Annotated in this window: 22 protein-coding genes; 15 read left to right on the top strand and 7 right to left on the bottom strand. The window is 51.4% G+C overall.

Translation table 11 applies throughout. The annotated features are described in order from the left end of the window. Nucleotides 1-18 precede the first annotated feature (18 nt). The 6 genes from SH449x_RS14460 to cysS all read right to left on the bottom strand — a co-directional run bounded on the left by SH449x_RS14460 (nt 19) and on the right by cysS (nt 6,648). Nucleotides 19-1,032 (bottom strand): Kelch repeat-containing protein, encoded by a 1,014-nt coding sequence (locus tag SH449x_RS14460; protein WP_482376779.1) that lies wholly within the window; start codon nt 1,030-1,032, stop codon nt 19-21. 74 nt (nt 1,033-1,106) lie between these two features. Then, on the bottom strand, nt 1,107-1,580 hold the full coding sequence (hisI, locus tag SH449x_RS14455) for a phosphoribosyl-AMP cyclohydrolase (RefSeq protein ID WP_482376778.1): 474 nt from the start codon (nt 1,578-1,580) through the stop codon (nt 1,107-1,109). Between the two features lie 59 nt (nt 1,581-1,639). After that, nucleotides 1,640-1,933, bottom strand: a complete 294-nt coding sequence (locus SH449x_RS14450; protein WP_482376777.1) for an FmdB family zinc ribbon protein — start codon at nt 1,931-1,933, stop codon at nt 1,640-1,642. 143 nt (nt 1,934-2,076) lie between these two features. Continuing rightward, nucleotides 2,077-4,353: an ABC transporter permease subunit/CPBP intramembrane protease gene (locus SH449x_RS14445; protein ID WP_482376776.1), complete on the bottom strand. Its 2,277-nt coding sequence runs from the start codon at nt 4,351-4,353 to the stop codon at nt 2,077-2,079. After that, a complete protein-coding gene (locus SH449x_RS14440) occupies nt 4,350-5,108 on the bottom strand; it encodes an ABC transporter ATP-binding protein (RefSeq protein WP_482376775.1) in 759 nt (252 codons plus the stop codon). The genes SH449x_RS14445 and SH449x_RS14440 overlap by 4 nt, the downstream gene beginning before the upstream one ends. A gap of 34 nt (nt 5,109-5,142) precedes the next feature. Then, nucleotides 5,143-6,648 carry a cysteine--tRNA ligase gene (gene cysS / locus SH449x_RS14435; RefSeq protein WP_482376774.1) on the bottom strand — a complete coding sequence of 502 codons (1,506 nt, stop codon included), beginning with the start codon at nt 6,646-6,648 and terminating at the stop codon, nt 5,143-5,145. 316 nt (nt 6,649-6,964) lie between these two features. Between cysS and SH449x_RS14430 the strand changes: the two genes are divergently transcribed. From SH449x_RS14430 to SH449x_RS14395, 8 genes are all read left to right on the top strand, one after another. Beyond that, a complete protein-coding gene (locus SH449x_RS14430) occupies nt 6,965-8,569 on the top strand; it encodes a type I restriction-modification system subunit M (RefSeq protein ID WP_482376773.1) in 1,605 nt (534 codons plus the stop codon). Between the two features lie 2 nt (nt 8,570-8,571). Then, nucleotides 8,572-9,696, top strand: a complete 1,125-nt coding sequence (locus SH449x_RS14425) for a PDDEXK nuclease domain-containing protein (RefSeq protein ID WP_482376772.1) — start codon at nt 8,572-8,574, stop codon at nt 9,694-9,696. Continuing rightward, nucleotides 9,689-10,864 carry a restriction endonuclease subunit S gene (locus SH449x_RS14420; RefSeq protein WP_482376771.1) on the top strand — a complete coding sequence of 392 codons (1,176 nt, stop codon included), beginning with the start codon at nt 9,689-9,691 and terminating at the stop codon, nt 10,862-10,864. The genes SH449x_RS14425 and SH449x_RS14420 overlap by 8 nt, the downstream gene beginning before the upstream one ends. Continuing rightward, nucleotides 10,857-14,138, top strand: coding sequence for a type I restriction endonuclease subunit R (locus SH449x_RS14415; RefSeq protein ID WP_482376770.1), 3,282 nt, complete (start codon nt 10,857-10,859; stop codon nt 14,136-14,138). Before SH449x_RS14420 ends, SH449x_RS14415 begins: the two co-directional genes overlap by 8 nt. A 687-nt stretch (nt 14,139-14,825) precedes the next feature. Next, nucleotides 14,826-16,208, top strand: a complete 1,383-nt coding sequence (locus SH449x_RS14410; protein WP_482376769.1) for an arylsulfotransferase family protein — start codon at nt 14,826-14,828, stop codon at nt 16,206-16,208. A 43-nt stretch (nt 16,209-16,251) separates the two neighbouring features. Then, nucleotides 16,252-16,431, top strand: a complete 180-nt coding sequence (locus SH449x_RS14405) for a hypothetical protein (protein ID WP_482376768.1) — start codon at nt 16,252-16,254, stop codon at nt 16,429-16,431. Between the two features lie 95 nt (nt 16,432-16,526). Next, a complete protein-coding gene (locus SH449x_RS14400) occupies nt 16,527-16,826 on the top strand; it encodes a hypothetical protein (protein WP_482376767.1) in 300 nt (99 codons plus the stop codon). Then, entirely contained in the window at nt 16,816-17,892 is a 1,077-nt protein-coding gene (locus SH449x_RS14395; protein WP_482376766.1) for a sulfotransferase, read from the top strand. Before SH449x_RS14400 ends, SH449x_RS14395 begins: the two co-directional genes overlap by 11 nt. Before the next feature lie 84 nt (nt 17,893-17,976). Here SH449x_RS14395 and SH449x_RS14390 read toward each other — a convergent pair whose 3' ends face one another. Then, on the bottom strand, nt 17,977-19,305 hold the full coding sequence (locus tag SH449x_RS14390; RefSeq protein ID WP_482376765.1) for a DUF1444 family protein: 1,329 nt from the start codon (nt 19,303-19,305) through the stop codon (nt 17,977-17,979). Between the two features lie 191 nt (nt 19,306-19,496). Here SH449x_RS14390 and SH449x_RS14385 point away from each other — a divergent pair, with 191 nt between their 5' ends. The 7 genes from SH449x_RS14385 to SH449x_RS14355 all read left to right on the top strand — a co-directional run bounded on the left by SH449x_RS14385 (nt 19,497) and on the right by SH449x_RS14355 (nt 26,280). Next, on the top strand, nt 19,497-19,832 hold the full coding sequence (locus tag SH449x_RS14385) for an ArsR/SmtB family transcription factor (protein ID WP_482376764.1): 336 nt from the start codon (nt 19,497-19,499) through the stop codon (nt 19,830-19,832). Between the two features lie 89 nt (nt 19,833-19,921). Continuing rightward, on the top strand, nt 19,922-21,229 hold the full coding sequence (arsD, locus tag SH449x_RS14380) for an arsenite efflux transporter metallochaperone ArsD (RefSeq protein WP_482376763.1): 1,308 nt from the start codon (nt 19,922-19,924) through the stop codon (nt 21,227-21,229). A 90-nt stretch (nt 21,230-21,319) separates the two neighbouring features. Further along, on the top strand, nt 21,320-23,200 hold the full coding sequence (locus tag SH449x_RS14375; RefSeq protein ID WP_482376762.1) for a TRC40/GET3/ArsA family transport-energizing ATPase: 1,881 nt from the start codon (nt 21,320-21,322) through the stop codon (nt 23,198-23,200). A gap of 30 nt (nt 23,201-23,230) precedes the next feature. Then, nucleotides 23,231-23,491 carry a thioredoxin family protein gene (locus SH449x_RS14370; protein ID WP_482376761.1) on the top strand — a complete coding sequence of 87 codons (261 nt, stop codon included), beginning with the start codon at nt 23,231-23,233 and terminating at the stop codon, nt 23,489-23,491. After that, entirely contained in the window at nt 23,488-23,982 is a 495-nt protein-coding gene (locus SH449x_RS14365) for a nitrophenyl compound nitroreductase subunit ArsF family protein (protein ID WP_482376760.1), read from the top strand. The genes SH449x_RS14370 and SH449x_RS14365 overlap by 4 nt, the downstream gene beginning before the upstream one ends. 99 nt (nt 23,983-24,081) lie before the next feature. Further along, complete coding sequence (locus SH449x_RS14360) at nt 24,082-24,768, top strand: aromatic aminobenezylarsenical efflux permease ArsG family transporter (protein ID WP_482376759.1); 687 nt, start codon at nt 24,082-24,084, stop codon at nt 24,766-24,768. A gap of 225 nt (nt 24,769-24,993) precedes the next feature. Beyond that, on the top strand, nt 24,994-26,280 hold the full coding sequence (locus SH449x_RS14355) for an outer membrane protein assembly factor BamB family protein (protein ID WP_482376758.1): 1,287 nt from the start codon (nt 24,994-24,996) through the stop codon (nt 26,278-26,280). Nucleotides 26,281-26,315 lie beyond the last annotated feature (35 nt).

Raw genomic sequence — 26,315 nt, 5'->3', positions numbered from 1 at the left:
GATCTGGCTTTCCCCTGTCTAGTTCGACAACTTAATAAAGTCCGTCAATGCAATGTGACCTTGGCGAGAGGAGCCACCTACCGTGACGAGTGATCCATCGTCGAGCACTACTATGCGGTGATGAATGCGACCAGAAGGTAGCTTGCCAACTTCGGTCCAACGACTCGCTTGCGCATCTAACTTGTAGATCTTGCCGTCCATACCGCTTATGAAAACATCATTGTTCGAGGCTATGGCCGCGATCCCGTTCCCAATCGGTAGCGGGCCAGGTAGATTGGGCCCCAGTTCCCATGTTTCGGTCGCGATGTCGAAAACATGGACTTCATCGGAAACTTCATCGTCAGGCGTCAAGCCGCCGATCATCCAAATCTTGCCTCGGGCCGCGACAACATCGAGAGCCCTGCGTTCAGCAGGTTGAGGCAAGGTTCTCCAACCTTTGTCCTGATTGGCGAGATCGAGTACTAACCCCTCCTTCATCCAATCTCCTGTCTCTCCTCCATCGATACTCCAACCACCGAACACATAGATTTTGTTGCCAACAACCGCAGCGCGATGGGACGATCGAGAAGTCGGCATCTTGGGAAGATCGGTCCAGCTCAACGAAGCGGGATCGAATGCGGCGACAGAATCGAGCGAATACAGATCCGCATCGTCACCTTTCTCGTTTCTCGCCTGCATACCACCGAGACGGTAGACTAGCTTTTCGTCAGCGATTAAAGCGACTCCTTGCCCAGGTTCAGGAAACGGTAACGACTCCCAAGCTCCTCCCTTGGTCACCGACACTCGATAAAAGCCAGGGAGCATGTCTTCTTTGGAATAGACGTGAGTCTTTCCGGTATGTCCACTGTAAACGTATAACCAATCCCCAACGCGAGTTGCTCCGAAACTCGCGATACCTCGTGGTAAAGCCTCGATCGCAACGCTGGCAGCGGCTTGCGGTTCATCCGCGAAAGCGACTAAGCCAGTTGGGACGCCAACAATTGTCGCGGTCAAGCCTGCGGCCAGGAAGAAATGCTTTAGACCTTTGTTCATACAACGGAGTCCTTTATGGTCGAGGATGGTTTGTTTTCGCTCTTGCGGGGTAACATCTTAGACAGAGTAACGCATTAGAGCTGTGTTGGGTTCGGTGCATCACCGTAAACTTTGACAGGGTCAAACACTTTTTCACTTTCGGTGAACACCAGTGCTTCACTTGCCGATCTGTCATTCGCGACCGGAACTCGCCTGTAAAAACACGATCGATAGCCTACGTGGCAACTAGCCCCGCCAGCCACGTCGACTCGCAACCAAACGCAATCCTGGTCGTCATCGATTCGCATCTCGCGGACCGTTTGGACCAATCCGCTCGTCGCTCCTTTGTGCCAAAGCGCTTTTCGACTGCGGCTGTAGTAGACGGCTTCGCCAAGCTCGATGGTTTTGCGCAGCGCCTCTTCATTCATGTAGCCGTGCATGAGAAGCTCGCCCGACGTAAAGTCAGTGGTCACACAAGGAATCAATCCGAAGCTATCGAACTTGGGCGCCAGCTCGACTCCCTCTTCAACTTGCTCGATGGTCTTTCGGGAATTAAATGTCACGGTCATAACTGAAGCAAATTGCTAGTGGAAAGGAAGAAAATCACATCGGCACCACCGTCGGGCGGTTAGTCGGCAGAGATTACGTCAGGCCCTTTGCCCGCCCGTTTCTCGTACTTGCCGTCCCCCATTTTGACATACTTTGTGAATCCTTTCTCCTCCAAATTTTTGTCACTCAGGTTGCTAGCCGCCTTCATATCGGTCCACGTTCCGGCGATACTCACCGGAGCGATCACTTTGCGAACCGGAGTTCCCTTGGTGGGATGTACCGTCAGAGGGGCCTCGCTCATTCCCTGCAAAATCTCAAAGGTCTCCCCCGCAACACCGTCGGGGAGTAGTTCTTCGTAAACGTAAACCGGCATGGAATCTCCAAAAACACATAGGAAATAGAACACTTCTCACCGATCGGCACCGTAAACGGGTCCTCACCCTCCCAGCGAAGCGACCGGGAGGGTGAAGTCGGTGGCGATCGGCTAGAAGTGTCGAAAATAGGCCAGGCTCGGCCCTACGGAACCGTCTCTTCCGCAGTCGAAACTCGGGACTTGGCCACAAAAACCAAGCCAACACCCAATATTAGTACAAATGCTGCCGCCGCCAACCAAGTTCCTGGTAAATGGGTCTCATGAATCCCACCAAGCCCCCACCCCTCCAGCTCATCCCGATTCTTCGCTATTCCCAACAGCAACGAATTATGGGTGGCATGGAGCAGAATCCCTGGGATCAGCGAACCACTCTTCCATCGGACCCAACCCAATATCAGCCCCATGATCGTACTCGGTAGCAGCCTCTCGGGGGCAGCCCCCCCAGCCAGCACCAAGTGAAAGAGCCCGAAAAGAACAGCTGTCGCCAATATGGTCCATTTGCCGCTGACGTATTCTCGCATGCCGCCAAACAAAAAGCCCCGAAAGAACACTTCTTCACAGACACCCGGTATGATCCCCAGCGCCAAAATGATCAGTGGCAAGGGAACTTGCTTCCAGCCCTCGAGCAGTTTCTCGACAATTTCCATCTTGGCAGGGTCAAGCCCACGCAGCCCGATACCATGACTCCAGACCACGATCTCAAAGATGAACGGCCAAGCGGACAGACCGATCAGAACTGCTCCTATCCAGTACATCCAAGAGGTCCGGAATAACGCTAACCCATCGCTCAGCTTGACGCGATGCCACAACAGCAACAAACAAGGCAGTCCTGCAAACAAAGCGATCGTCAACCCGCCCGACCAAATCAGCCTCTCTGTATGCGCCGCGTTGCTGTCCCGAGACAGTGCCCCCGACGCAACGAAGTATGCCGGGAACAAGATCGCTAGGCCAATCAAAGCCAAGGCAATCGATGCTGAACGTTGAGGCTCATCGGGTCGTCTAACGAGATCTCGCCATCGGCCCCGGCTGCCGACCGCTACAGCATCGGACCCGAAAATCTGTGCTGCGATCGCCAAGGCTGCCACACCATAAAGTAAGGTCGATACGATCGCGACCAATGCCGGTACGAATAATGCTGTTCCTTCCAAAAATTCCTTGGTCAAAAGCAAAATATTAACAAGAGGTATCACCGCAGTGCCCCGACCGAGACTCCAGCCCGGCATGAGAATAACCATCCCTGGGCCAATCGACAATAATAGCAGAGGTATAAGATACGCTTGAGCCTCTTTGAAACTCCGAGCGGAACTAGTGATAAGCAAGAGCACTGCTGAGTAGAAGAGAGCAAAGGCGGTGAGAGCCAACAACAGCTTGAGCCCTAAAGACAAGGTGAACCCGTTCGGTCCTAGCAATGCCACATCGAGTTGCAACGCATACAACGTTACCGACATTGCCACTAGATTGATGAGACCAGTCATCATGGTGACCGTGACAACTGCGCAAAACTTGGCGAACAATAATCGAAACTTCGGTACCGGTAACGAGATCAACGTCTCTAGCGTGTTGCGTTCTCGCTCTCCAGCGGTCAAGTCGATCGAGGGATAGACACCACCAGTAACCGTCATCAATAATAAGATCAGGGGAAACAATCCGAGTACTGGGGATTGACTGCTGCCAGCGTTCAGTTTGGTTTTGGTCTGTTCGACGGGTAACTCAAAGTTAGCATCCCGCGTTTTTGCCCACACTCGGACTAGCTCCAGATTGGACCTGGCAAAGCTTTTTTCCAGATAAGCAGCCGCATTTTGACTGAGTGCCGACGCGCTGTTCTCAATGATTTCCAAGCGACCCGAAACCCACGGTTTCTCGCGTGTGGGAGCAGTCATTTTTGCCCGCACCCCTAGGTCAGCTACTCCCGTTTCAACGGCCTGATCAAGATTGAACTCAGAGATATCGTTAGGAACGAAGATTTCGATTTTCGGCGGTTCGGCTGGGGAAGCAATCGATTGATTAAGAGGATCGATTGGATCGGATTGAGAGGGTGGAACTGCTGACTGAGCGAAGGTCGCTTGCTCCTGCTGGCTTCTCTTAACACTCTCAGAAAGTTCAATGAGATCCATAACATAGCGGGCCTCCTCTTCGGTTTCGAACGCCAGTCGAAATACGCTTGCTGTTGCGGCTACTTGTTGTAACGCTAAAAAACGAAACCCCAATCCAATCAACGGGTACAACAAAAGAGGCATCGCTAAGAGCGTGACGATGGTTCGCCGATCACGTAGTGTTTCTCTCAACTCTTTCGAAATAAACTCAAGCTGCTGAAACCACGTGAATCGCGAAGCTTTTCCTGCAGGCCTGTTTTGCTCAACAGACGAGGCACCGTTAGCCTGTTTCGCATCGTCACCCTGGGAGTCTGATGAGAAACTCATGCTTCCTCCTTGGCGAACGCAGGAATCGGCACCGAATCATCTCGTAGCAATCTCAAGAACATTTGAACCAGTGTCGGCTCCCCCGTTTCCTCTCTCAATTGTTCCAGAGAGCCCTCGTATTTTAGTTTCCCTCGGTGCAATAAACCGAATCGATCGCAAAGCCTCTCGGCTTCATCTAGTTGATGCGTTGAAACGATGATGGCTTTGTTAAGATTGCGGAGAAAATCGACGTAGTCAAATACAATCTTCGATCCGACAACATCCAAACCTCGCGTCGGTTCATCGAGTAGAACGACCGGCGGATCATGGATGAGTGCACGCGCGAGATTTACCCTCTGCGTCTGGCCGGTGCTCAGAGTTGCACAGCGGCGGTCCATGAAGCGCTCCAGCTCCATTACTCGGCACAGCTCCTCGGACCGAGCCAGAGCTTGTTCTTGGCTAAGCCCGAATCCGATAGCAAAGTACCGCAGTACTTCGCGGGGCGTGAGCCATTGGTATAGACCAGCGCTCGCGGATACCAATCCGATTAGACTCTTGATCCTCAAGGGGTCTTCGGAAACCCTGCACCCCAGAATCGTTGCTTCACCACTGGTTGGTTGAAGCAATCCCATGATAATACGGAGCGTTGTGGTCTTGCCTGCTCCGTTAGGGCCTAACAAGCCGTAAGTTACTCCGGATTGCACTTCAAATGTCACGCCATCGAGAGCCAACGACTCTTCGCTGTAACGCTTGGTAAGCTTCTCGACTGCGATCAAATTTTGCTCTCCGGGTCAACTTATCAATGGTTTACTAGCCGAACTTTTTGCGAGCCTGCGTTCCTTGCGGGCTGGATCGAACTTCATACCCCAGGGCAACAAGCTCATTGCGATGCAGATCAGCTGCCGCATAATCTTTGCGAGTTCGAGCCTCGTCGATCATTCGGCAAAGTTCTTGTACGCGGGAATCGTCTCCCCCTGTGGATGTCTTCGTCAGCTCAGTGATTCCGAGTACACTATCGATCACCTTCAAGGCCCCCAGTTCCACAGCAGGATCATCGCCTGGCTTGGACATCCACTGGTGCAGTACGGCCAGAGCCTGGCTGATGTTCAAATTATCTGCCAAAGCAGCCAAGAATTCTTTAACGATCGGGTGCTCGAGCGATGCGGCTCGGTCTGGGATGGTTTGACCGGCAGCCCCCGCCTCGAGCTTCTCCGCAAACTCCGTGAATTTACGCACCGCATTGGCCGAATCTTGTAACCCCTTAATCGTAAAGTTGCACTGAGTGCTGTAATGGGAGCGGATCAATTCGTACCGCAACGCGGCAGGGTGGATTGGGTTGCCGGTCGCCTTGCCGTCCAGAATATCGCGAACTGTGTAGAAGTTGCCTTTGCTCTTCGACATCTTTTCGCCTTCGACGAGCAAGAACTTGGTGTGCATCCAAAAACGTGCAAAGACATCTTTTCCGGAGGCACCACACGATTGGGCGATTTCGCATTCGTGGTGCGGAAAGACCAGGTCCTCGCCCCCGGTGTGGATATCGATGATATCGCATTGGAACTTTGCCATCGCCATGGTTGAGCATTCGATGTGCCATCCTGGATAGCCGGCTCCCCACGGGGAATCCCACTTCATGAGGTGCTTGAGATCGGGTTTCCACAGCAGAAAGTCAGCCGGATGTTTTTTGTTCGATTGGTCTTGGTCGCTCACCCGGCCGCCTGCACCACTCAGCAACCCCTCCAAAGTGTTCCCGCTCAACTGACCGTAGCGAGGAAACGACTCAACACTGTAGTAGACCGCCCCGTCCTTGCCGACGTAGGCGTGACCATTCGCGATGAGCTTTTCGATCATGGCGATCATCTCTTGGATGTATCCGGTCGCGTGCATGACCCGGTCTGGGTACTCGCTAGCGACCTTGAGCCCTAATTTCTTGCCATCATCCAGAAACGCCTTGGTGTAGTAATTGGCGATTTGGTAAGGGTCATTGGGGTCGTCGACGGAACCGTCCTCCACCTTGCCACTTTTCTTGGACTCCTTAAGGCGTTTGGCTGCCACCTCCATTTTGTCCAATGCCACCCCGTTTTCATCGGTTTCCTCCACCATGTGGCCGACGTCGGTGATGTTCATCAAGTGAATGACTTCGTAGCCGCTGGCCTCTAAAAATCGCCTGAGCAAATCCGCGAACAAAAAGGACCGAAAATTTCCAATGTGGGCAAAATCGTAGACCGTCGGGCCGCAAGAATACATGCGAACGGTCTTCTTGTCGAAAGGCTCAAAAGACTCGGACCTCCGTGTAAGACTGTTGTAGAACTGAATCATGCCTTCCTCAAATCCCTTAAAGCAATCAAAAAGTCAACGAAAAGCTAGGGAAAACCCAAGACTTGCCTCATGAGGCTTTCCATGGTTGGTCAGCGAGCTGAACCGCGAGCAACCTAGCCGCGATTCCGCCAAATTCCTAGCCTCTTCCCAAGTCGTCATGGTAACGATTGTCGCTTTTCTTTGCACTCCCCTTGCTCTCTGCTGAGTCTGCTGGACAGGGAAAAAGACGAGAGGATTGGCTTGACCGCACCTATGGGTAGGCCCACACTTAAAGCTCGATATTAGGCAGCAATCTCCTCAGATTGGATAGATTAGAGTGGCAAAGAAAAAGGCAAGTCAGGATACCAAGGAAGAGCCACTAGAAAAACAGCTTTGGAAGGCGGCTGACAAGCTGCGAAAAAACATCGATGCAGCAGAATATAAGCACGTCGTTCTCGGGCTCATATTTCTCAAATATATCTCAGACTCATTCGAAGAGCTTCATACAAAACTAGCTTCGGGTGAAGGAGAGTACGCCGGTGCCGATCCAGAAGATAAAGACGAATACAAAGGTGAGAATGTATTCTTCGTGCCTCAGCAAGCTCGCTGGTCCTATCTGCTGAGCCAAGCTAAGCAGCCCACCATCGGAAAGACCGTCGATGATGCGATGGACGCGATCGAAAAGGAAAATCCGATTCTCAAGGGAGTGCTACCAAAGGTATTCGCTAAGCAGAACCTTGACCCGACAAGCCTAGGAGAACTTATCGATCTCGTAGGCAACATCGCCATGGGCGATGCCAAAGCTCGCAGTGCCGACGTTCTTGGTCATGTGTTCGAGTACTTCCTCGGAGAGTTTGCACTCGCAGAAGGCAAACAAGGGGGCCAGTTCTATACGCCACGATCCATTGTTGAACTGCTCGTCGCGATGCTGGAACCCTACAAAGGTCGCGTGTTTGACCCTTGCTGCGGATCGGGTGGCATGTTCGTACAAAGTGAAAAGTTTGTCACTGAGCACCAAGGCCGCGTCAACGATATCTCGATCTATGGTCAAGAAAGCAATCAAACGACATGGCGTCTTGCCAAAATGAACTTAGCCATCCGTGGCATTGATGCGTCTCAGGTCGCTTGGAATAACGAAGGCTCGTTCCTCAACGATGCTCACCCGGATCTCAAAGCGGACTTCATCATCGCCAATCCGCCGTTCAACGTCAGTGACTGGAGTGGCGAACTACTTCGCAAAGACGGACGCTGGAATTACGGTGTCCCACCAGTCGGTAACGCAAATTTTGCTTGGCTTCAACACTTCGTGTTTCACTTAGCACCGTCCGGACGTGCCGGGGTGGTTTTGGCAAAAGGTGCATTGACCAGCAAGACGAGTGGAGAGGGGGAGATTCGCAAGGCCCTCATCGCCGACGGAAATCTCATCGACTGTATCGTTAACTTGCCAGCCAAGCTGTTTCTCAACACGCAGATCCCTGCAGGCCTTTGGTTCCTGAACCGTGCCCGCCCCAAGAAAGGCAACGCAGCTGGTCACCCACGCGGTAGCGAGATTCTGTTTATCGACGCTCGCAACTTAGGGCATCTGATTAACCGACGTACACGCGAGCTATCTCAAGCAGACATTGAACTAATTGCCTCCACTTATCATGCGTGGCGAACCCAAGATCCTTCCTCTCCCATCGTCCCGTCTCTGGGAGACGGGACTGGGGTGAGGGGTTACAAAGATATCAAAGGCTTCTGTGCCTCGGTTCCGATCGATAGGGTCGCGGAACTGGATTATGTGCTAACACCCGGCCGTTATGTGGGCCTACCCGACGAAGAGGATGATTTCAACTTCGTCGAACGCTTCCAGGCGTTAAAGGCTGAATTCGAAGCTCAACTCGTTGACGAAGCCAAGTTAAACAAAGCCATCGCAGAAAATCTAGCCAAGATCAAGGTGTAACCATGAGCGACTTGTTACGCAACAACGACTATAGACAATGGATCGTTTCCATCAAGGAGCGTATTCAGTCGTCGCAGATTAAAGCGGCCATTGCAGTCAACCGCGAGCTCTTGGAACTCTACTGGTACCTCGGCGAGCAGATTCTTGAGAAGCAGCAGTCCGCCAAATGGGGGGAAGGCTTCCTCGAACAGATGAGCAACGATTTGAAGGCGGAATTTCCAGAAATCAAAGGGTTTTCACTGCGCAATCTCAAGTACATGCGGCAATGGGTGCGATTCTGGTCACCGCTGTTTGAAATTGGGCCACAACCTGTGGCCCAATTAGGAGAGAGTCTGGAATCAAATCGGGAAAAGTCAATTATGCCACAACCTGTGGCACAAATTCACAACCATTCCAAAAACCAACTATTCCTTGTTCCATGGGGCCATAATCGTGTCATCATGGACAAGTTAAAAAAACCAGACGATGCCCTGTTCTACCTTCGAAAGACCATCGAACACAACTGGTCGCGAGCCGTCTTGACCCATCAGATCGAATCCGGACTGCACTTGCGACAAGGCAGAGGGATCGACAATTTTGAAGCCACGCTACCCAAACCCCAGAGCGACCTCGCCCGGCAATTGCTCCGCGACCCGTACAACTTTGATTTCCTGACGCTGACTGAGCGACACAACGAACGGGAACTCGAAGACGGCCTGATCGCTCACCTCACTAAGTTCCTGCTCGAGCTCGGTGCAGGCTTCGCTTTCGTAGGTCGGCAGTACAAGCTCAACATCGACGGCGACGAGTACAGCATAGACCTACTGTTTTATCACTTAAAGCTACACTGCTACATCGTCATCGAACTGAAGGTCGACAAGTTCAAACCCGAGTACGCCGGCAAGCTGAACTTTTACATTTCCGCAGTCGACAGCCAAGTCCGCACCGAAGCCGACGGACCTACGCTCGGCATTCTCATCTGCAAAAGCAAGAGCGATATCACTGTTGAATACTCGCTCCGCGACCTGACCAAACCCATTGGCGTCAGCGAGTATCAAATCACCGAACATCTGCCAGATGAACTGCGATCATCACTACCGACGATAGAACAGATCGAAGCGGAATTGGGGGAGGTGAAAAATGAGTGATTGGACCGAACACGAACTTGGTGAATTTGCTTCTATCCAAACTGGACCGTTCGGAAGTCAGCTTCATGCCAGCGACTACGTTCCAAGCGGCGTTCCTTCAATCATGCCGAAGAACATTGGCGGTAGGCTTGATATAGTAACAGCGGAAATAGCAAGGATTCGCGAATCAGATGCTCAGCGTTTGGCAAAGTATCGAGTGCAGCCAACAGACATCGTTTACTCACGTCGTGGCGATGTTGAAAAATGCGCTTTTGTTACGGACGAACAGGATGGTTGGCTGTGCGGTACTGGATGTATTAGGGTCCGCTTCAAGTCAGATCGCGTTAACCCCAAATTCGTAGCACTGTCGCTTTCGACACCCGATGTAAGAGGCTGGATAAGTAGCAATGCGGTCGGCACGATTATGCCAAACCTGAACACGCAAATTCTTCAGAAAGTGCCTATACTGCTGCCACCTATAGAAGAGCAAAAAGCAATTGCTGACGTTCTAACAAGCCTGGACGAAAAGATCGACCTGTTGCACCGCCAGAACAAAACCCTCGAAGCCATGGCCGAAACCCTCTTCCGCCAGTGGTTTGTAGAAGAGGCGGGCGAAGATTGGGAAGAGGGAAATCTAGCTGATATAGCACAGAATGTTCGCGATGCCGTTCCCGCCGAACGGATACAGCGCGAGTCGAAATACATCGGATTGGAGCATATTGGTCGACGATCCATTGCGTTACTTCAACATGGAACTGGTTCCGATGTGGGAAGCAACAAATATGCGTTTCAACAAAATGACATACTTTTTGGAAAGCTTCGTCCTTACTTTCACAAAGTTTGTATTGCACCATTTGATGGAGTCTGTTCGACGGATATTTTGGTTATTCGCGCGAAAAGCAGTGATCTAGTCGCCTATTGCTTGTTTGCATTTTTTCAAGATGAAGTAGTCGAGTATGCGAATTTAGGATCTGGTGGAACCCGTATGCCTCGAACTGACTGGCACGCACTTTCGCAGTATGCAATCAAAATTCCGAGTCCTGATCGACTATCTGAATTCAATGCTGTCGTCGTGCCAGCGATCCAGAAAATCGTGCGGAATTTGAAGCAAATTCACAATCTGGAAAACCTAAGGGACACTTTACTACCGAAACTCATGTCCGGCGAGGTAAGGGTTCAGTATGAATAAACTCACCGAGTCGGCGATCGAGGAACTGGCCATTGAGCGTTTGGAAGCCCTGGGCTACCAGTATATTCATGGTAATGTCATTGCCTTTGACGGTCCGGCTCCCGAGCGAACTAGCTATGCCGATGTGATTCTTGTCGAGCGTTTGCGTTCTGCCGCCACGCGGATCAACCCGCATCTCACTTCAGAGCAATGCGATGCTGCCATCAAAGAAGTGCTACGCATCCAGTCGCCTATTCTACTCGCCGATAACGAAGCCTTCCATCGTTTGCTCACCGAAGGCATCACGGTTACCAAACACCAAGACGGTGACGAACGGGGCGATAAGCTCTGGCTGATCGATTTTGAGAACCCCGCCAATAATGACTTCCTCGTCGTTAACCAATTCACGGTGGTTGAGAACCATCACAACAAACGGCCCGATTTGATTCTGTTCGTCAATGGCTTACCACTGGTGGTGATCGAACTGAAAAATGCCGGCGATGAAAACGCCACGATCAAGTCTGCCTTTCATCAATTGGAAACATACAAATCTACTATTCCGAGCCTGTTTATCACCAACGCGTTCACCATCATCTCCGATGGACTAGAAGCCAAAGCAGGCTCGATCTCAGCCGGCTACTCGCGCTTTATGGCTTGGAAGACTGCGGACGGTAAGACCGAGGCCTCGCCCATGGTCGGCCAGATGGAAACCATCATCGCTGGCATGCTCGCGCCTGCTACGTTGCTGGACCTTGTTCGCCACTTCATCGTCTTTGAAAAATCGAAACGTGAAGATCCGGTTACTAAACAGATCACGATTACAACGGTTAAAAAATTGGCGGCGTATCATCAGTACTATGCCGTCAATGCGGCCGTTGAGTCGACGCTTAGAGCTGCTGGGTTTGATGCGATACCCCTCACCCCCGGCCCCTCTCCCCGAAGCGGGGCGAGGGGAGAAAGAAATCTGGGGGAGTTGTGCATTGCTGAAACTCCGGAGAGTTATAACTTGCCCGGTGTACGCCAACAGCCTCGCGGTGACCGCAAAGCGGGGGTGGTGTGGCATACACAAGGTTCCGGCAAGAGTTTGTCGATGGTCTTTTATACCGGCAAGATCGTGCTTGCCATGAACAACCCGACCATCTTGGTAATCACCGACCGCAATGACCTCGACGATCAACTCTTTGACACCTTTGCATCGGCCAAACAACTGCTCCGACAAGAACCCGTGCAGGCGGAATCCCGCGAGAGTTTGCAAGAACTCCTGCGAGTGGCTGCTGGTGGCGTAGTCTTTTCCACCATACAAAAGTTCCAGCCGCCTGACGGCGAGAACATCCATGTTGAGCTGAGCGCACGTCAAAACATCGTTGTTATTGCCGACGAAGCTCACCGCACCCAGTATGGATTCCAAGCCAAGAATGTCGACGTAAAAGACGAAACAGGCAACGTCGTCGGCAAACGTATCGTATACGGCTTTGCCAAATATCTGCGAGACGCATTGCCCAACGCGACTTACCTGGGCTTCACGGGCACACCGATCGAAAAGTCCGATGTCAACACGCCCGCCGTATTCGGCAACTATGTCGATATCTACGATATCGCTCAAGCCGTCGAAGACGGAGCGACCGTTCGCATCTTTTACGAAAGCCGCTTGGCCAAAGTGGCGCTCAGCGACGAAGGCAAGCGGCTAATCAAAGAGCTTGATAAAGAACTTGAAGAAGCGGATTTAACCGAAACGCAAAAGGCCAAGGCGAAATGGACCAAGATGGAAGCGCTCATCGGCAGTGAGCAACGTATCCGCAACATCGCACAAGACATGGTCCAACATTTTGAGACTCGCCAGTCGGCTCAAAAGGGCAAAGGCATGATCGTCAGCATGTCACGCCGCATCGCCGCCGAGCTCTATGCTGAAATCATCAAACTGCGTCCTGACTGGCACTCTGACGATTTGACCAAAGGCAAAATCAAAGTCGTCATGACCGCCGCCTCCAGTGACGGTCCATTGCTCGCCAAGCACCACACCAGCAAAGAGCAACGCAAATTGCTGGCCGAGCGGATGAAGGACGACGACGATCCGTTGGAGTTGGTTATCGTTCGCGACATGTGGCTAACCGGATTCGATGCCCCCAGCATGCACACGTTGTACATCGACAAACCGATGAAGGGCCACAACCTCATGCAGGCCATCGCCCGCGTGAACCGCGTTTACAAAGACAAGACCGGTGGCCTGGTCGTCGATTATCTAGGCATTGCCGCAGATCTTAAAGAAGCTCTTTCGTTCTATTCTGATGCGGGAGGGAAAGGTGATCCAACGGTTGCGCAAGAGCAAGCGGTGGAAATCATGCTTGAAAAGATCGAGGTCGTATCAGCCATGTACCATGGCTTTGCCTATGAAAACTACTTCGACGCCGATACATCCACCAAGCTTAGCACTATCTTAGCTGCCGAGAATCATATTCTCGGCTTGCCCGACGGCAAAAAACGCTACATCGACTCGGTCACCGCCCTTTCCAAGGCGTTCGCCATCGCAGTACCTCATGAGCAAGCCATGGACGCCAAGGACGAAGTCGGCTTCTTTCAGGCCGTCAAAGCTCGCCTCGTCAAATTTGAACCGACCGGTGAAGGACGCAGTGATGCCGAAATAGAAACATCCATTCGCCAAGTCATTGATCAAGCGCTCGTATCCGACCAAGTCATCGACGTCTTCGATGCTGCGGGGATTAAGAAACCTGACATTTCCATTCTCTCCGACGAATTCCTCGCCGAGCTCAAGGATCACGAGCACAAGAACATCGCCCTCGAAGTCCTCCGTAAGCTCTTGAACGACGAGTTGAAATCCCGTGCACGACGAAACCTTGTTCAAAGCAAAGCCTTGCTGGAGATGCTGGAGACATCGATCAAGCGATACCAAAATAAAATTCTTACTGCTGCTGAAGTCATGGACGAGCTCATCAAGCTCAGCAAAGATATTGTTGCCTCTGATGGCGAAGCCAAGCAGCTTGGGCTAAGCGAGTTTGAGTACGCGTTCTACACAGCAGTAGCAAACAATGACAGTGCGAGAGAGTTAATGCAGCAGGACAAGCTGCGTGAGCTAGCCGTAGTATTGACTCAGAAGGTTCGTGAAAACGCATCGATCGATTGGACTATCAAGGACAGTGTCCGGTCAAAATTGAAGGTTATTGTCAAACGTACCCTGCGACAGTTCGGCTATCCCCCCGACATGCAACTTCTCGCAACAGAGACCGTACTAAAGCAAGCAGAGATGATTGCGGATGAACTTACGATGGCAGATCGATAATCCAACTATGGAATCAACTGAATCGGGAGTAGTTGAACCATATTTAGGGATCAATTGCCCGAAGTTGGCTTCCTTTGTGTCTCTCTTCGCTGCTTCGAGGTGGGTTCGGGCCAATTCAGATGTCGGTGCAGAAATGAATATGTCGCTTTGCCATGGATCGAATTCCGAAGAGCTTCGCTTACCACCGCTACCGTAGACAGTCTTTCTTTCAGTTTGGTTGGGTCACAGGCTTGTAACACAAGTGATTCTAATTCGAACCCTTGTTTGCAAAGCGTATTGTTACTTGTACGACGCTAGACATTCCTTTTCCGGCTTTGAACTCAATTCGGCTTGTGGGATAGAGGAAAGATGCCGCAGGCTTGACCTGCGGAGCTTCACGTTTCTCGCTAAATAGTGACTCGCCCAACGCCCCCCGATGCTCTTTAAGGAATTTTCTCGCTGGGAGGGAGCTTTCGTTCCAACAATAGTCGGTTCCTAGGGAGCCAAACCAAAAAGAATGCAAATTGCGTTGCATTTGTCAACAAGCCGCAATACCCGATATCAACAAAGAGCGTTGAATATCCAACAACTCAGGGTTTGTATCGAAACCCTTTGGAAATTGCGGTGTTGCGTACTGTTACGGGTTCGTGCGCTCCGTTGCCGTACGGCTTGGGACAGCTTCTCTTCCTCTCAAAATCGTGACAACCCATGACTGGTGAGATCCCACCATCGACGATCGAGCGATTGCAAGCTTTTTTTTGGAGGCTGTCGCTCAGGTTTAGTCTATGGGTTTTGATTTTTTTCTATGGCTACTGCGTAGGCCAATACCAATGGTTTCCTTACGTCCTCATCCGTGATGCGGGGTACGCCTATTCCGCCATTCTTCGGTCGCAAGTCGAAGAAACTCACCTAGGGAGCATGCGAACTGAGATCAAAGTGCCGACGGCCATTTGGCATCGGGAACGCGATCACTCCGAGTATGTGCTGCTGACCTCAGGTTCGACGAAAATATCGACTCTTCATCCGGACGGATTGCTGGCATCGCTCATTGATCGCGACGGGCAGGTGGTACACGGATGGCGAGCAAGCCCCGACCTTTGGACACAACTCGAGCAAGTGAACCGAGTGCCCGGTATATCAGGTGCCGTGGGTCCCGTTTGCGTCTACGTATATGAAAATGGTGACCTGCTAACAACCTTTCATGGGCTCAATACATTTCCATTCTCCGTCGGGATTGCCAAGCTCGATAAGAACTCGAACCTTCTTTGGAAAAAAGAGAACTTTGCTCATCACAATTTTTCTGTCACCGAAGACGGTCGGATCTTTGTGCCGGCTCTCGAGATAGTGAGCAGCCCTATTCCTGTCGGAGATACATCAGGCGAGATCGAATCTCCCACAGGCAAAATCTACCGAGATCAGATCTTAGAACTTGATGCAGATGGCAACGAGCTTTCTCGACATGATGTTCTGCAGATGTTGATTGACTCCGGATTGTCTGGACAGCTGTTTCGCGCTAACGATCTTGTTTACTTTACCGATGATCCCCTTCACTTGAACGACGTACGCCCCGTTGGTGAGATGCTAGCCGACCAATTCGATTGGCTGGATCGTGATGATTTGGTGGTATCTCTTCGAAACATCAACTGCGTCGCAATCATCGACAACAAGACGAATCAGGTGAAATGGCATTCGATTGGCACAACCATAGGACAACATAGTCCTGTCCCCTGGCGGGATGGGTTGCTGGTTTTCGACAACCTCGGTGGCAAAAATGATCAAGGAGGAACGAGACTGGCATTTATAAGTCTCACTGGTACGAGAACAGAAACCATATTTCCAAAGTCGGAAAGCGTCGTCATAGACCATATCTCGACTCCCAATAGCGGATTCTTAGACGTATCGGATGATGGCACGCGAGCGCTGATGGTTTTGACTCACACGGGTTGCGTATGGGAAATCGATCTGACGGATAACAAACTAACTTGGGAATACATCGCTGGGACCGATATCATTCCTGAAAAGCGATTAAAGATTGGCTCGGCGAGATATGTTAATAAAGCGGATTTCTTGCTCGACTTAAACGATAAATGAAGAAACGCATATTCCTCAAACGCCCATTGAAAGGTGACTACCGATGAACATGATTGATTGCTTTGCCTACGTTGGGCCTGGTGCTGGTCTCTCGATGATTGGTGCCTTGGTCGCTGTCGCTTGCGTCATCGGCTTAGCCCTCATCGGCCCAATCCTCTATCCCATACGACTTTTCAGGCGCTGGTTACAAAACCGCAACACCAGGCCCGCGACTGAGGAGTAACTCCCATACTATTCGCCATAGCCATCGCTGTCGGTCTGGTCGCTGGAATCGCTTCTTGGTGGATGGGATTTGTCTGGTTCTATCGGATATGGCCCATGTCCGATTTACCGAACACTCGGATGATTCTCACGAAACTGATCGATCTTTCCAATCCCGAATCGTCCAAGACGTTCTTTTCGGCTTACGGGGAATTGCTGAAGGTTTCAACGCGAATTGCAGGTTATAGAATCGTGCAAAGCATTCTAGCTCTATTGCCGTTTGCAGCGGGGTTGGGGCTGGCTTTGTTCCTTCGGGAAGCGTGGACCTATGTGGTAGCAACCTCGATTGCCGCTCTGACTCTGGGCCTAGTCACTCTGTTTTTATCGCCTCGGAAATCTGGCCATCATGCACCTTAGTCGCAGTGACGTCTGGCTTGCGAATCTGGCGTACCGCGCATCAGGTTTACTCAACCGTTTAAGTAGCATTGAGAACTGCTGGCTTGAGCCCGAGGTCATCCATAAACCGATAGATCGTCCCATCTTTGTCACGGGATTGGCACGTTCCGGCTCGACCATTTTGTTAGAACTGCTTTCCAAGTGCCCACGCATCGGAACCCATCGGTACTGCGATTTCCCCTTCCTGGCGACCCCTTGGTTATGGAATCGATTTCAACAACGATTTGCTAAACCAGCTACGAATTCGCCAGTGGAACGCCCGCACCGAGATCGTATCGCGATTACTCCCGAGAGCCCTGAATCGATGGACGAACCCATCTGGCAATCTTGGTTCCCTTGGATTCATGAACGAAGCACGATTCATGAAATACCAGAATCAACTGACAACCCTCGATTCGTTCGTTTCTACAAGGAGCACATTAACAAGATCCTCGCCTTGCGCGACGCAGACCGGTACGCCTCCAAGAACAATTATTATTTCACCCGAATCGATTATCTTACGAAGCTCTTTCCCGACGCTCGAATTATCATCCCGATTCGCCATCCAATAAGCCACGTCGATTCGTTAGTACGACAGCATGAACTCTTTTCGTCCTACGCAAAAAGTACCCCACACCTGGGCACGTATCTTCAAGCAGCCGGCCACTACGAATTCGGACCTCAACGCGTACCGATTCGGCTGAGCCAGCAATCGATCCAACAGTTAGAGCTAGCGGCTTCAAGCAATCAGGATCATATCTTGTACGCAATTCAGTGGAGAGACGTTTATGCCAAAGCGTTGACATGGATAGAAACCAACTCGCATCGAAAATCCCAAGCTGCCGTCGTAAAGTTTGAAGAGCTTTGTCAGTCGCCGTATCCGGTTTGGAACACGATTAGAGACTGTTGTGACTTGGGGAAAAATGCGCTGAATCTAGAACATGTTTCTGCACCGAACTGCAATATACGCCTAAGCACCTCGCAACATGCCGAGATCTGGAATATTGCTGGTGAGACCGCCGAACGATTCGGCTACAGTTTTAATTGATGCGATCTGAATTCGATTATGCGGAATGGTTGGTCGGCTCAACCAAGTAAACAAAGGTGTCATGACTCAAGCTTGTTTTCCTCACTAAAGCAGCGCGATACCGTCGGGAGTGACTCGGAAGAGACGGTCGGAGACAGGGTGATTGGTCGTTGAAAAGTCATGGGAAACCGCTTTCAGTAGCGCTGTACGCTGACCACGATACTCAAATAGAATCAAGGCATCGCGAGATGGGACCGCAGCAGCGATTTCGCCCTCCATTTGGCTGCTGGCAATTTTGTGCAGCTTTGGATGAAGCAGGTAGCTCGAGACGGCTCCTGCGGAAGGTTGCAAGCCTCCGACTGCGGGTTCGTTCTCATCGATCTTCATGACTAGTAACTTTGGCTCGGGGAGCGCTTCTAAATTCTCTATAGCAACCTGTGCAATGGTCTCAAGAGAAATATTCCAGCGCTGGATGTCATAGCTGTTGATGAAACGGAATGTGGCTTTGTCGTCGATAGCAAAGCAGATTCTTAGATCAGCAAGCCACGGAAGACTGACTAAAAACGAAGAGCTGTCGGAGTCTTGGCCTTTGCGAGTCGTGCGCTCATTGGCTTCTTGAATGTATTTGTCTGTTTTGAGCATCGGTTGGATTCGGCCACGCACTTCGTCCCACAACTCTCGCCCAATCGCCTTCTGGTGACGAGACAGGCCCAAGGTGCCCCGAATAAACTGATCCACGATCTCGTCTAGCCGAACCGGATTGCGTTTGACCTGAGCCAGAAGATTTTCGATAGAGACCTCGAATTTGTCTGTCTTTATGGTCAGTCCATCATTCTGCACCTTGGAGTCAGGCAATGCAGCGGTGATAGCATGAAGAACGCGAGTGAGGATTCGACTAGCGAGCACCTCATCATCGCGGTTGATTCGTAGTGACGATAACATTCGTTCGAAAAGCGGGAGGTAGGTTTCCTTTTTTTCAACCGTGCAGTTTGTAGAAATGCCGAGAATCAAATCGGCTGCCAATACGAACCAGCGCTGTCCGGCTTGATTCTCCTCTGGTCGATCGGCTGTGTAGTTGCTGTAGATGATTGTTGGGTCGCTACGAACGTTGGTCGAATCGACCTTAGCAAACATTGCTGTGGCAATTTGTTTAAAGCGACCCGACTTTTCAATTTGCTCGGCGTCAATAGGCAAGGGGACGCGAAAGAGCATGATTCCGGCCCTATCGCCTGTCTCCGTCGCGGAGAACTCGGCCGATCCATCGTCTGTCTTTTCTATTCTCCAGTGCGCAGGGTAATCAATGGCGAAGAGATTGTCAGGATGGCGGTATGTAATGTAGATCGGCGCAGCGTCCGTAGAATTATCTTTACGTCGGCTGTCTAAAGCCTTTCGGGCCTTCATCAGCGATTTGATTCGATCTTGCTTCTTGTTCATAAGTGCATTCCAACGGAGTCGCGTGTACAGACGTAGTTTACTGGAAAGTGTATTCCTCCTTCGACCGTTTTCACTTCACTTCCGCCATTTTCTTAGATCAGCATTGACAGAAAAGCTACAGCGATGTATCGTTAATCGACGATGAACAATAGGCCAGTGAAAAGACATTCCGTTTACGAAGCGATTTGACGATGGTCCGTTTGAAAGCAGAGACGCAAAAGTGCTGCGAAACCGATGAAAAGTTATCGTTGCCGGACGTCGCATGGGCGGAAGATATGGCCAAACTGGCTTGGGCCTTGGCCCATCCTGCTCGAGTGCGAATCGTGCGTTTGTTGCTCAACCGAACTTCGTGCATGTGTGGCGAAATTGTCGAGGAAATGCCACTGGCTCAATCGACCGTCTCTCAGCATTTGAAAATCCTTAAGGAAACGGGTTTGGTTCAGGGCGAAATCGACGGGCCTCGCGTTTGCTACTGCATCAACAAAGAGGCAATGGCCAAATTGAAGAAGCTAATTGCGGAGTTGTAAGTCAGAAAACAATCGAACTTGACCGAAAAATTTTTAACCACGCTTATCGTTGTTCGGCGATAGGCGATAGCAAGCATAAAGAGCACACAATGAACGAGCGAATGATAATCGATGATGTACGCGACCAATACGCAGGCGTGGCTCGCGGCGAGCTTTCTAACGAGTCCACTGCGGTCAGGTCCATCGCGTCGGCGTTCGGTTATTCCGAAGAGGAACTAAGTCAACTGCCAGCCGAAGCTAACATGGGATTGTCCTGTGGCAACCCACTAGCGCTAGCCGGCATTCGTGAAGGCGAAGTTGTCGTGGACCTTGGGTGCGGCGGTGGCATGGATGTGTTTCTCGCTGCCCGCAAAGTCGGCGCGTCGGGTCGCGTCATCGGCATTGACATGACGTCAGAGATGCTCGAGCGAGCTCGCGCTGGCCAACAAAAGCTCGGCCTGACGAACGTGGAGTTCCATCAATCCACCATCGATAAGCTGCCACTCCCCGACAACTCAGTCGATTGCGTGATCAGTAACTGCGTGATCAACCTGGTTCCAGATAAGCTGGCTGTGTTTCGTGAGATTCTGCGAGTTTTGAAACCAGGGGGACGAGTGGCACTGAGCGACATTGCTCTCAAGCAAGAACTGCCGAGCGAAGTCAAGCAAAGTGTCGAAGCCTATGTCGGCTGCATCTCGGGCGCCATTCTCATCGACGAGTATCGCAGCTTGCTGGAACAAGCGGGATTCGCTGACGTGGTCGTTACCGATACGGGGGCGGACCTGAATGCTTATGCCATGGCCAGCGATGGCGGATGTTGTGGCGGTGGTTCGTGTGAAACAGACGATAAGTCTTTACACGATGGGCTCGCATCGATCATGCGATCATTTGATGCGAATGCCTATGCTGCCAGCGTACGAGTCCATGCATTGAAGCTGACTTCTGGTTTAACCTCGTGCGCATCGCCCCGCGTCGATGATGCTCTCGTAGAGCCGACGATCATTTCGTGCGCCCCCAATCTTCAACCGATCTCCAAGGAGAAAACCATGAAAACTGTACAAGTCTACGATAAACCGATGTGTTGCTCGACCGGTATATGTGGTCCCGATGTCGATCCCGTTCTGCCTCAATTCGCGGCCGATCTGGACTGGCTCAAGAGTCAAGGTCACACCGTCGAACGATACAATCTGGCACAGCAACCACAAGCGTTCATTGAGAACAAGACCATCCATCAAGTATTAAGCACTGAGGGAACCGACTCTCTACCAGTCGTTGTCGTTGATGGCGAAATCGTTAGTCGCAAAGTTTACCCCACTCGCGACGAGCTTACCGCTTTGATCAACGGCTCACCCGCGAAACAATTGCTACCGGTTGCCAAAGCAGGTGGCGGCTGCTGCGGAACGACCGGTTGCTGCTGAGAGAGCTTTGAGCCGTAAGGGAAAAGGTGTAAGGCTCGCTACTGTTCACTCTCCCCAAACTTACCCCTTACCCCTTACCCCTTACGAATCATGAAATTTTTAGAGCATCCAACTCGCAATTTGTTCTTCACGGGCAAAGGTGGAGTTGGCAAAACATCGGTGGCATGTGCGACCGCAGTAAAGCTTGCCGACGCTGGGAAGAAAGTCTTGCTTGTCTCGACTGACCCCGCATCCAATCTTGATGAGGTGCTGGGTGTAACGCTTGGTAATCACCCCACGGCCATTCCAGCCATGGCAACGTTGTTTGCAATGAACCTCGATCCTGAAAAAGCTGCGGCCGAGTATCGCGAACGCATGGTGGGACCTTATCGAGGCCTTTTACCTGAAGCGGCTATAAAGAGCATGGAGGAGCAATTTTCTGGATCATGTACACTTGAGATCGCTGCATTCGATGAGTTCTCGCGCTTGCTAGGTGATCCAACAGCGACCGCTGAATTTGATCATGTGATCTTCGATACTGCCCCCACGGGACACACATTGCGATTGTTGACCTTGCCTTCCGCATGGGATGGCTTCATGGAGCAAAACACAACGGGTACGAGTTGCCTGGGGCCTTTAGCTGGCTTGCAAGACCAACAGAAACTCTATCAAGAATCGGTCAAAGCTCTTGGTAATCCAACAGCAACAACCTTGGTCTTGGTCGCTCGCGCGGAGTCCAGCGCACTGCGTGAAGCTGCACGAACCAGTGGTGAATTGGCAGAGCTAGGGGTGAAGAATCAGCATCTCGTTATCAATGGGGTATTTCAAGCGATCGATACCAACGATCCCTACGCGGTAGCGCTGGAGCAACGCGGATCGGTTGCACTAACCGCGATACCAGAGGGATTGAAGGCCTTTCCGCAAACCATTGTTCCGCTCAGTCCGGATGGAGTGCTAGGAATCGATTCCCTTCGCAGACTTGGAACAGCACCTGATTTGGCAGCGTGGGCATCGCTCCGCGCTAACCAACAGTGCGAGGAGTCGCAGCATAGCGGTGTAGCAGCGCGGCCCGTTGGACACGCGGTTAACTCGCCAGCGCGGCCCGTTGGGAACGCGGTTAAACGAGGGGAGTTCTCGCAACTTTCTGAGTTGATCGATGATTTGGTTGCTCCTGGTCATGGTGTGATCCTGGCCATGGGCAAAGGTGGTGTTGGCAAAACCACGGTTGCGGCGGCGGTCGCCGTAGCGATTGCGGAGCGTGGGTACGAAGTGCATCTATCCACCACCGATCCAGCCGCTCACCTTGCAGCGGCCATGAACGATGAAAGCTTGCCGAATTTGTCCGTCAGTCGGATTGATCCAGCGGCAGAAACCTCCAAGTATTCCGCTGAGGTTTTAGGCAAAGCCGGAAAGAATCTCGACGAACAGGGCAAAGCATTGTTGGAAGAGGATCTGCGGTCCCCTTGTACCGAAGAAATCGCTGTGTTCCGGGCGTTTGCGGATGCCGTCGCCGTTGGCACGAACAAGTTTGTCGTACTCGATACAGCTCCGACGGGGCACACCGTTCTGCTACTCGATTCGGCACTTGCCTATCACCGCGAAGTCACACGACAGTCGAGCGAAATGCCGGAAGCCGTTGAAAATCTGCTCCCGCGTTTGCGAGATCCTAACTTCACTCGCGTACTCATCGTCACCCTGCCCGAAGCGACTCCAGTCCATGAAGCGGCGGCATTGCAACGAGACTTGCGACGAGCCGAGATCGAGCCTTACGCGTGGGTCATCAATCAAGTACTAAGCCCTTTACCGCTTACCGATCCGCTCATGAAACAACGTCAATCGCACGAGCAAAAGTACTTGCTCGAAGTCCACGATGTTCACGCCAGCCGCGTCGCCATGATCCCATGGCAAATTAAGCCTCCCACAGGACTCGAGGCTCTCAGCCGACTGACTCATTCCGAGCTAGCCACGCTTCCATCAGCCGCAGGGCATTAGCCCCGGTTAACCTCATAAGGAGCATCATACATGTCCAAAGTCCAAGTACTCGGTACCGGCTGCTCGAAGTGCGGTTACCTATTAAAGAATGCACAGGCGGCAGCAAGTGAACGACAAGCAGGTGACGTGGTCGAGAAAATCGACGACATCATGCAAGTGCTCGAGTTTAACCCATCCGCATTGCCTGCTTTGGCGATCGATGGCAAAGTCGTTGCCGCAGGAACCGTACCTTCGCCCGATGAAATCAAACAGTTTATTGAACAATCACAGAAAATGGAGAATCACTCATGAAAACCAAAACCATTGTTAGCGTACTACTTCTGGCTTTTGTTGCCGTTAGCATCGCCGTTGCATTTCGCAAAATTGCACCATCTGGTACCACACCTCAGCAAGCGGATTCAAACTCGAGCCTTGCAGAATCAGCAGATGCTTCTGTTGCACTTGATGCAAAACTTGCCGAGACCCAGTTCACCGCGGTTTATTTCCACGCGCCGCACCGATGCCCGACTTGCCGCAAAATTGAAAGCTTCTCACACGAAGCTCTAACACCAGAGATTGAATCTGGCAAAATCGCATGGACCGTTGCGGATTACACGTCCAATGAAAACGAAACGCTTGTCGATCAGTTCAAGGTTTTCGCGCCAACGGTCGTCTTAGTTGAAGTCCAAGATGGCAAGGTGGTCCGGTGGAAGAACCTCGAAGAAGTTTGGGACCACACCAGCGATCAAGTAGGCTTTACAGCCTTCATCAACCAAGCTTGGTCGGAATTCAAGGCATCGTAGAATCAGCCGCAGGGCGTTTGCCTCCGGTTACCAGTTCATAAGATTATCACTAACGGAACCGGGCGTTATGGCGTTTCGGTTGGTCAAGGAGACTCGGCCATGAATAGCTATTGGTTAGCGGCTGGTTCAGCACTATGGCTCGGGATTTTGACTTCGATCAGTCCTTGCCCGCTGGCGACCAACATCGCAGCCATATCCTATGTCAGTCGCAGCTTAGGACAGTCGTGGAAAACGATTCTTTCTAGCTTGCTCTACACGTTTGGACGCGTGCTTGCTTATACCGTCCTCGGGGCTCTGGTAGTTGCTAGCTTGCTATCCGCTCCGGGATTGGCAGTATGGTTGCAGAAGTACCTCAATCTGTTTCTGGGGCCGCTACTGATTGTAGTTGGTATGATTCTGCTAGGACTGATCGAATTACCGATGAGTTCAGGAAAGGGGATGCAGAAACTGCGAGAGAAGTTTGAAAAGCTGGGACTATTTGGATCAGGCTTGTTAGGATTGTTGTTCGCATTGAGCTTTTGCCCAGTATCTGCCGCACTCTTCTTTGGCAGCTTGATTCCGCTGGCCGTGAAGAATGACTCCAGCATTCTTCTACCCGTGCTCTATGGCATAGGCACGGGAGTTCCGGTCTTGGTTTTCGCAATTTTGCTCGTCTTCGGCAAGCAATCATTCTCGCTATTCTTCAAGAAGGTAACGAGCGCCGAAACTTGGTTGCGGCGGATCACCGGCGGCAGCATCTTAGCAGTGGGGATTTACATCACTGTTCAGCAGATTTACTTGAGCTAACCAAAAGTTCTCGTTCGCACCCTCTGCAAACATTGGGGATCGCGGCATCACGCCTTCAAGCGACTCAGATTTACCGCAAGGGAAAAATTCCCAAAAGCCCTCATCAATCTCCCGTTGAGCGGCTGGTTGGTGGATACAATAACGGGCGGCGAAATGGAATGTACCCCAAAGTTTGTAGCTCACCGCTGGGTTAATTTTGGGGAACGAACCCACACAGGAAAACCGATGATGTTGCGAAGATACTGCGGCTTGTTTTTTTTGACCCTAGTGGCGATTGGCAGCGAGTCGATAGCGAATGACTGGTGGCAATTTCGCGGACCTGATAGCAACGGGATTGTGCGAGACTTGAAACTCCCCGAAGTTTGGGGAGTGAATTCGAATATCAAATGGAAGACGAACATACCTGGCGAAGGTTGGTCGGCACCTATTGTGGTTGGCAAGAAAGTATTTGTCACGACTGCAGTTTCGTCCGGTCAGAAAAACAAGAACTCGGAGCACCAGTGGAAGATACTTTGTCTCGATGCGGAAACGGGAGATGTTCTTTGGACCAAAGAGGCTCTTCAAGGTAAGCCACGACTGGGAACGCATCGCGATAACACCTACGCATCGGAAACGCCGGCCACCGATGGTACACACATTGTTGCGTATTTTGGAATGATGGGAGTCTTTTGCTACGATTTGAATGGACAGGAACTTTGGCAAAAGGATATCGGAAACTTCCCCATGAAGAATGAATGGGGGACCTCGAGTTCACCTATCATTCACAACGGTTTGGTTTTCTTACAAGCGGACAATGAACAGAAGTCGTTTGTCGTCGCGCTCGATCTCGTCACTGGAAACGAAGTTTGGCGGCAAGAGCGAGAAGAGGTATCTAATTGGGGATCCCCGATCATTTGGACTAACAGTCTGCGATCGGAGCTCATCACTGCTGGAAAGACGATTCGATCCTATGATCCTAAGGATGGAACATTACTATGGCAAGCGAGGTCAAGCGTTGGAGGCTATAGTTCGACACCATCTGCAAGTGCCGATCTCTTGGTGGTAGGTCATCAGGGCCGTGATGGTGCTGGGATGATGGTGATCAAGGCCGGAGCAATGGGAGACGTAAGTCTCAAGGATGGTGAAACGTCCAATTCTAGTATCTTGTGGAGCACGACTAAATTCGCTCCTCAAAGATCTTCACCGTTGCTTGTCGACGATCAAATCTTTTTGCTGGCTGGGAGAAACGGCTTGTTGAGTTGCGTGGACGCGAAAACTGGTAACGTGTTGTATCAAGATCGACTGCCCGATGCGGGAGCTTTTTGGGCATCTCCATGGCTTTATAATGGCTTGGTTTACTGTCCTGATGAGAACGGAAACACTTTCGTCCTCAAGCCAGGTACGAAGTTGGAATTAGTACGAGTCAACCAGTTACCAGAGGAAAACGCGCGATATTGGGCAACATCAGCCGCTAGCGATGAAACCCTTTTTATTCGCTCGTCAAACACCCTGTACGCTGTATCCGCCAGATAGTTTGATGCGTGTCGATATTTGGATTCCGTAGTCAG

The sequence above is a fragment of the Brakhagea baltica genome, assembly GCF_052161605.1.
In the GTDB taxonomy this organism is placed as follows: Bacteria; Planctomycetota; Planctomycetia; order Pirellulales; family Pirellulaceae; genus JBKCUI01.
This window is presented reverse-complemented; position numbering and strand designations above follow the sequence as displayed.

Bases quoted from the DNA above. Each gene is read 5' to 3' on its own strand.
- SH449x_RS14460 (WP_482376779.1), bottom strand. From the start codon at position 1,032: ATGAACAAAGGTCTAAAGCATTTCTTCCTGGCCGCAGGCTTGACCGCG.
- hisI (WP_482376778.1), bottom strand. From the start codon at position 1,580: ATGACCGTGACATTTAATTCCCGAAAGACCATCGAGCAAGTTGAAGAG.
- SH449x_RS14450 (WP_482376777.1), bottom strand. From the start codon at position 1,933: ATGCCGGTTTACGTTTACGAAGAACTACTCCCCGACGGTGTTGCGGGG.
- SH449x_RS14445 (WP_482376776.1), bottom strand. From the start codon at position 4,353: ATGAGTTTCTCATCAGACTCCCAGGGTGACGATGCGAAACAGGCTAAC.
- cysS (WP_482376774.1), bottom strand. From the start codon at position 6,648: ATGATTCAGTTCTACAACAGTCTTACACGGAGGTCCGAGTCTTTTGAG.
- SH449x_RS14425 (WP_482376772.1), top strand. From the start codon at position 8,572: ATGAGCGACTTGTTACGCAACAACGACTATAGACAATGGATCGTTTCC.
- SH449x_RS14420 (WP_482376771.1), top strand. From the start codon at position 9,689: ATGAGTGATTGGACCGAACACGAACTTGGTGAATTTGCTTCTATCCAA.
- SH449x_RS14415 (WP_482376770.1), top strand. From the start codon at position 10,857: ATGAATAAACTCACCGAGTCGGCGATCGAGGAACTGGCCATTGAGCGT.
- SH449x_RS14410 (WP_482376769.1), top strand. From the start codon at position 14,826: ATGACTGGTGAGATCCCACCATCGACGATCGAGCGATTGCAAGCTTTT.
- SH449x_RS14405 (WP_482376768.1), top strand. From the start codon at position 16,252: ATGAACATGATTGATTGCTTTGCCTACGTTGGGCCTGGTGCTGGTCTC.
- SH449x_RS14400 (WP_482376767.1), top strand. From the start codon at position 16,527: ATGTCCGATTTACCGAACACTCGGATGATTCTCACGAAACTGATCGAT.
- SH449x_RS14395 (WP_482376766.1), top strand. From the start codon at position 16,816: ATGCACCTTAGTCGCAGTGACGTCTGGCTTGCGAATCTGGCGTACCGC.
- SH449x_RS14390 (WP_482376765.1), bottom strand. From the start codon at position 19,305: ATGAACAAGAAGCAAGATCGAATCAAATCGCTGATGAAGGCCCGAAAG.
- SH449x_RS14385 (WP_482376764.1), top strand. From the start codon at position 19,497: ATGGTCCGTTTGAAAGCAGAGACGCAAAAGTGCTGCGAAACCGATGAA.
- arsD (WP_482376763.1), top strand. From the start codon at position 19,922: ATGAACGAGCGAATGATAATCGATGATGTACGCGACCAATACGCAGGC.
- SH449x_RS14375 (WP_482376762.1), top strand. From the start codon at position 21,320: ATGAAATTTTTAGAGCATCCAACTCGCAATTTGTTCTTCACGGGCAAA.
- SH449x_RS14370 (WP_482376761.1), top strand. From the start codon at position 23,231: ATGTCCAAAGTCCAAGTACTCGGTACCGGCTGCTCGAAGTGCGGTTAC.
- SH449x_RS14365 (WP_482376760.1), top strand. From the start codon at position 23,488: ATGAAAACCAAAACCATTGTTAGCGTACTACTTCTGGCTTTTGTTGCC.
- SH449x_RS14360 (WP_482376759.1), top strand. From the start codon at position 24,082: ATGAATAGCTATTGGTTAGCGGCTGGTTCAGCACTATGGCTCGGGATT.
- SH449x_RS14355 (WP_482376758.1), top strand. From the start codon at position 24,994: ATGATGTTGCGAAGATACTGCGGCTTGTTTTTTTTGACCCTAGTGGCG.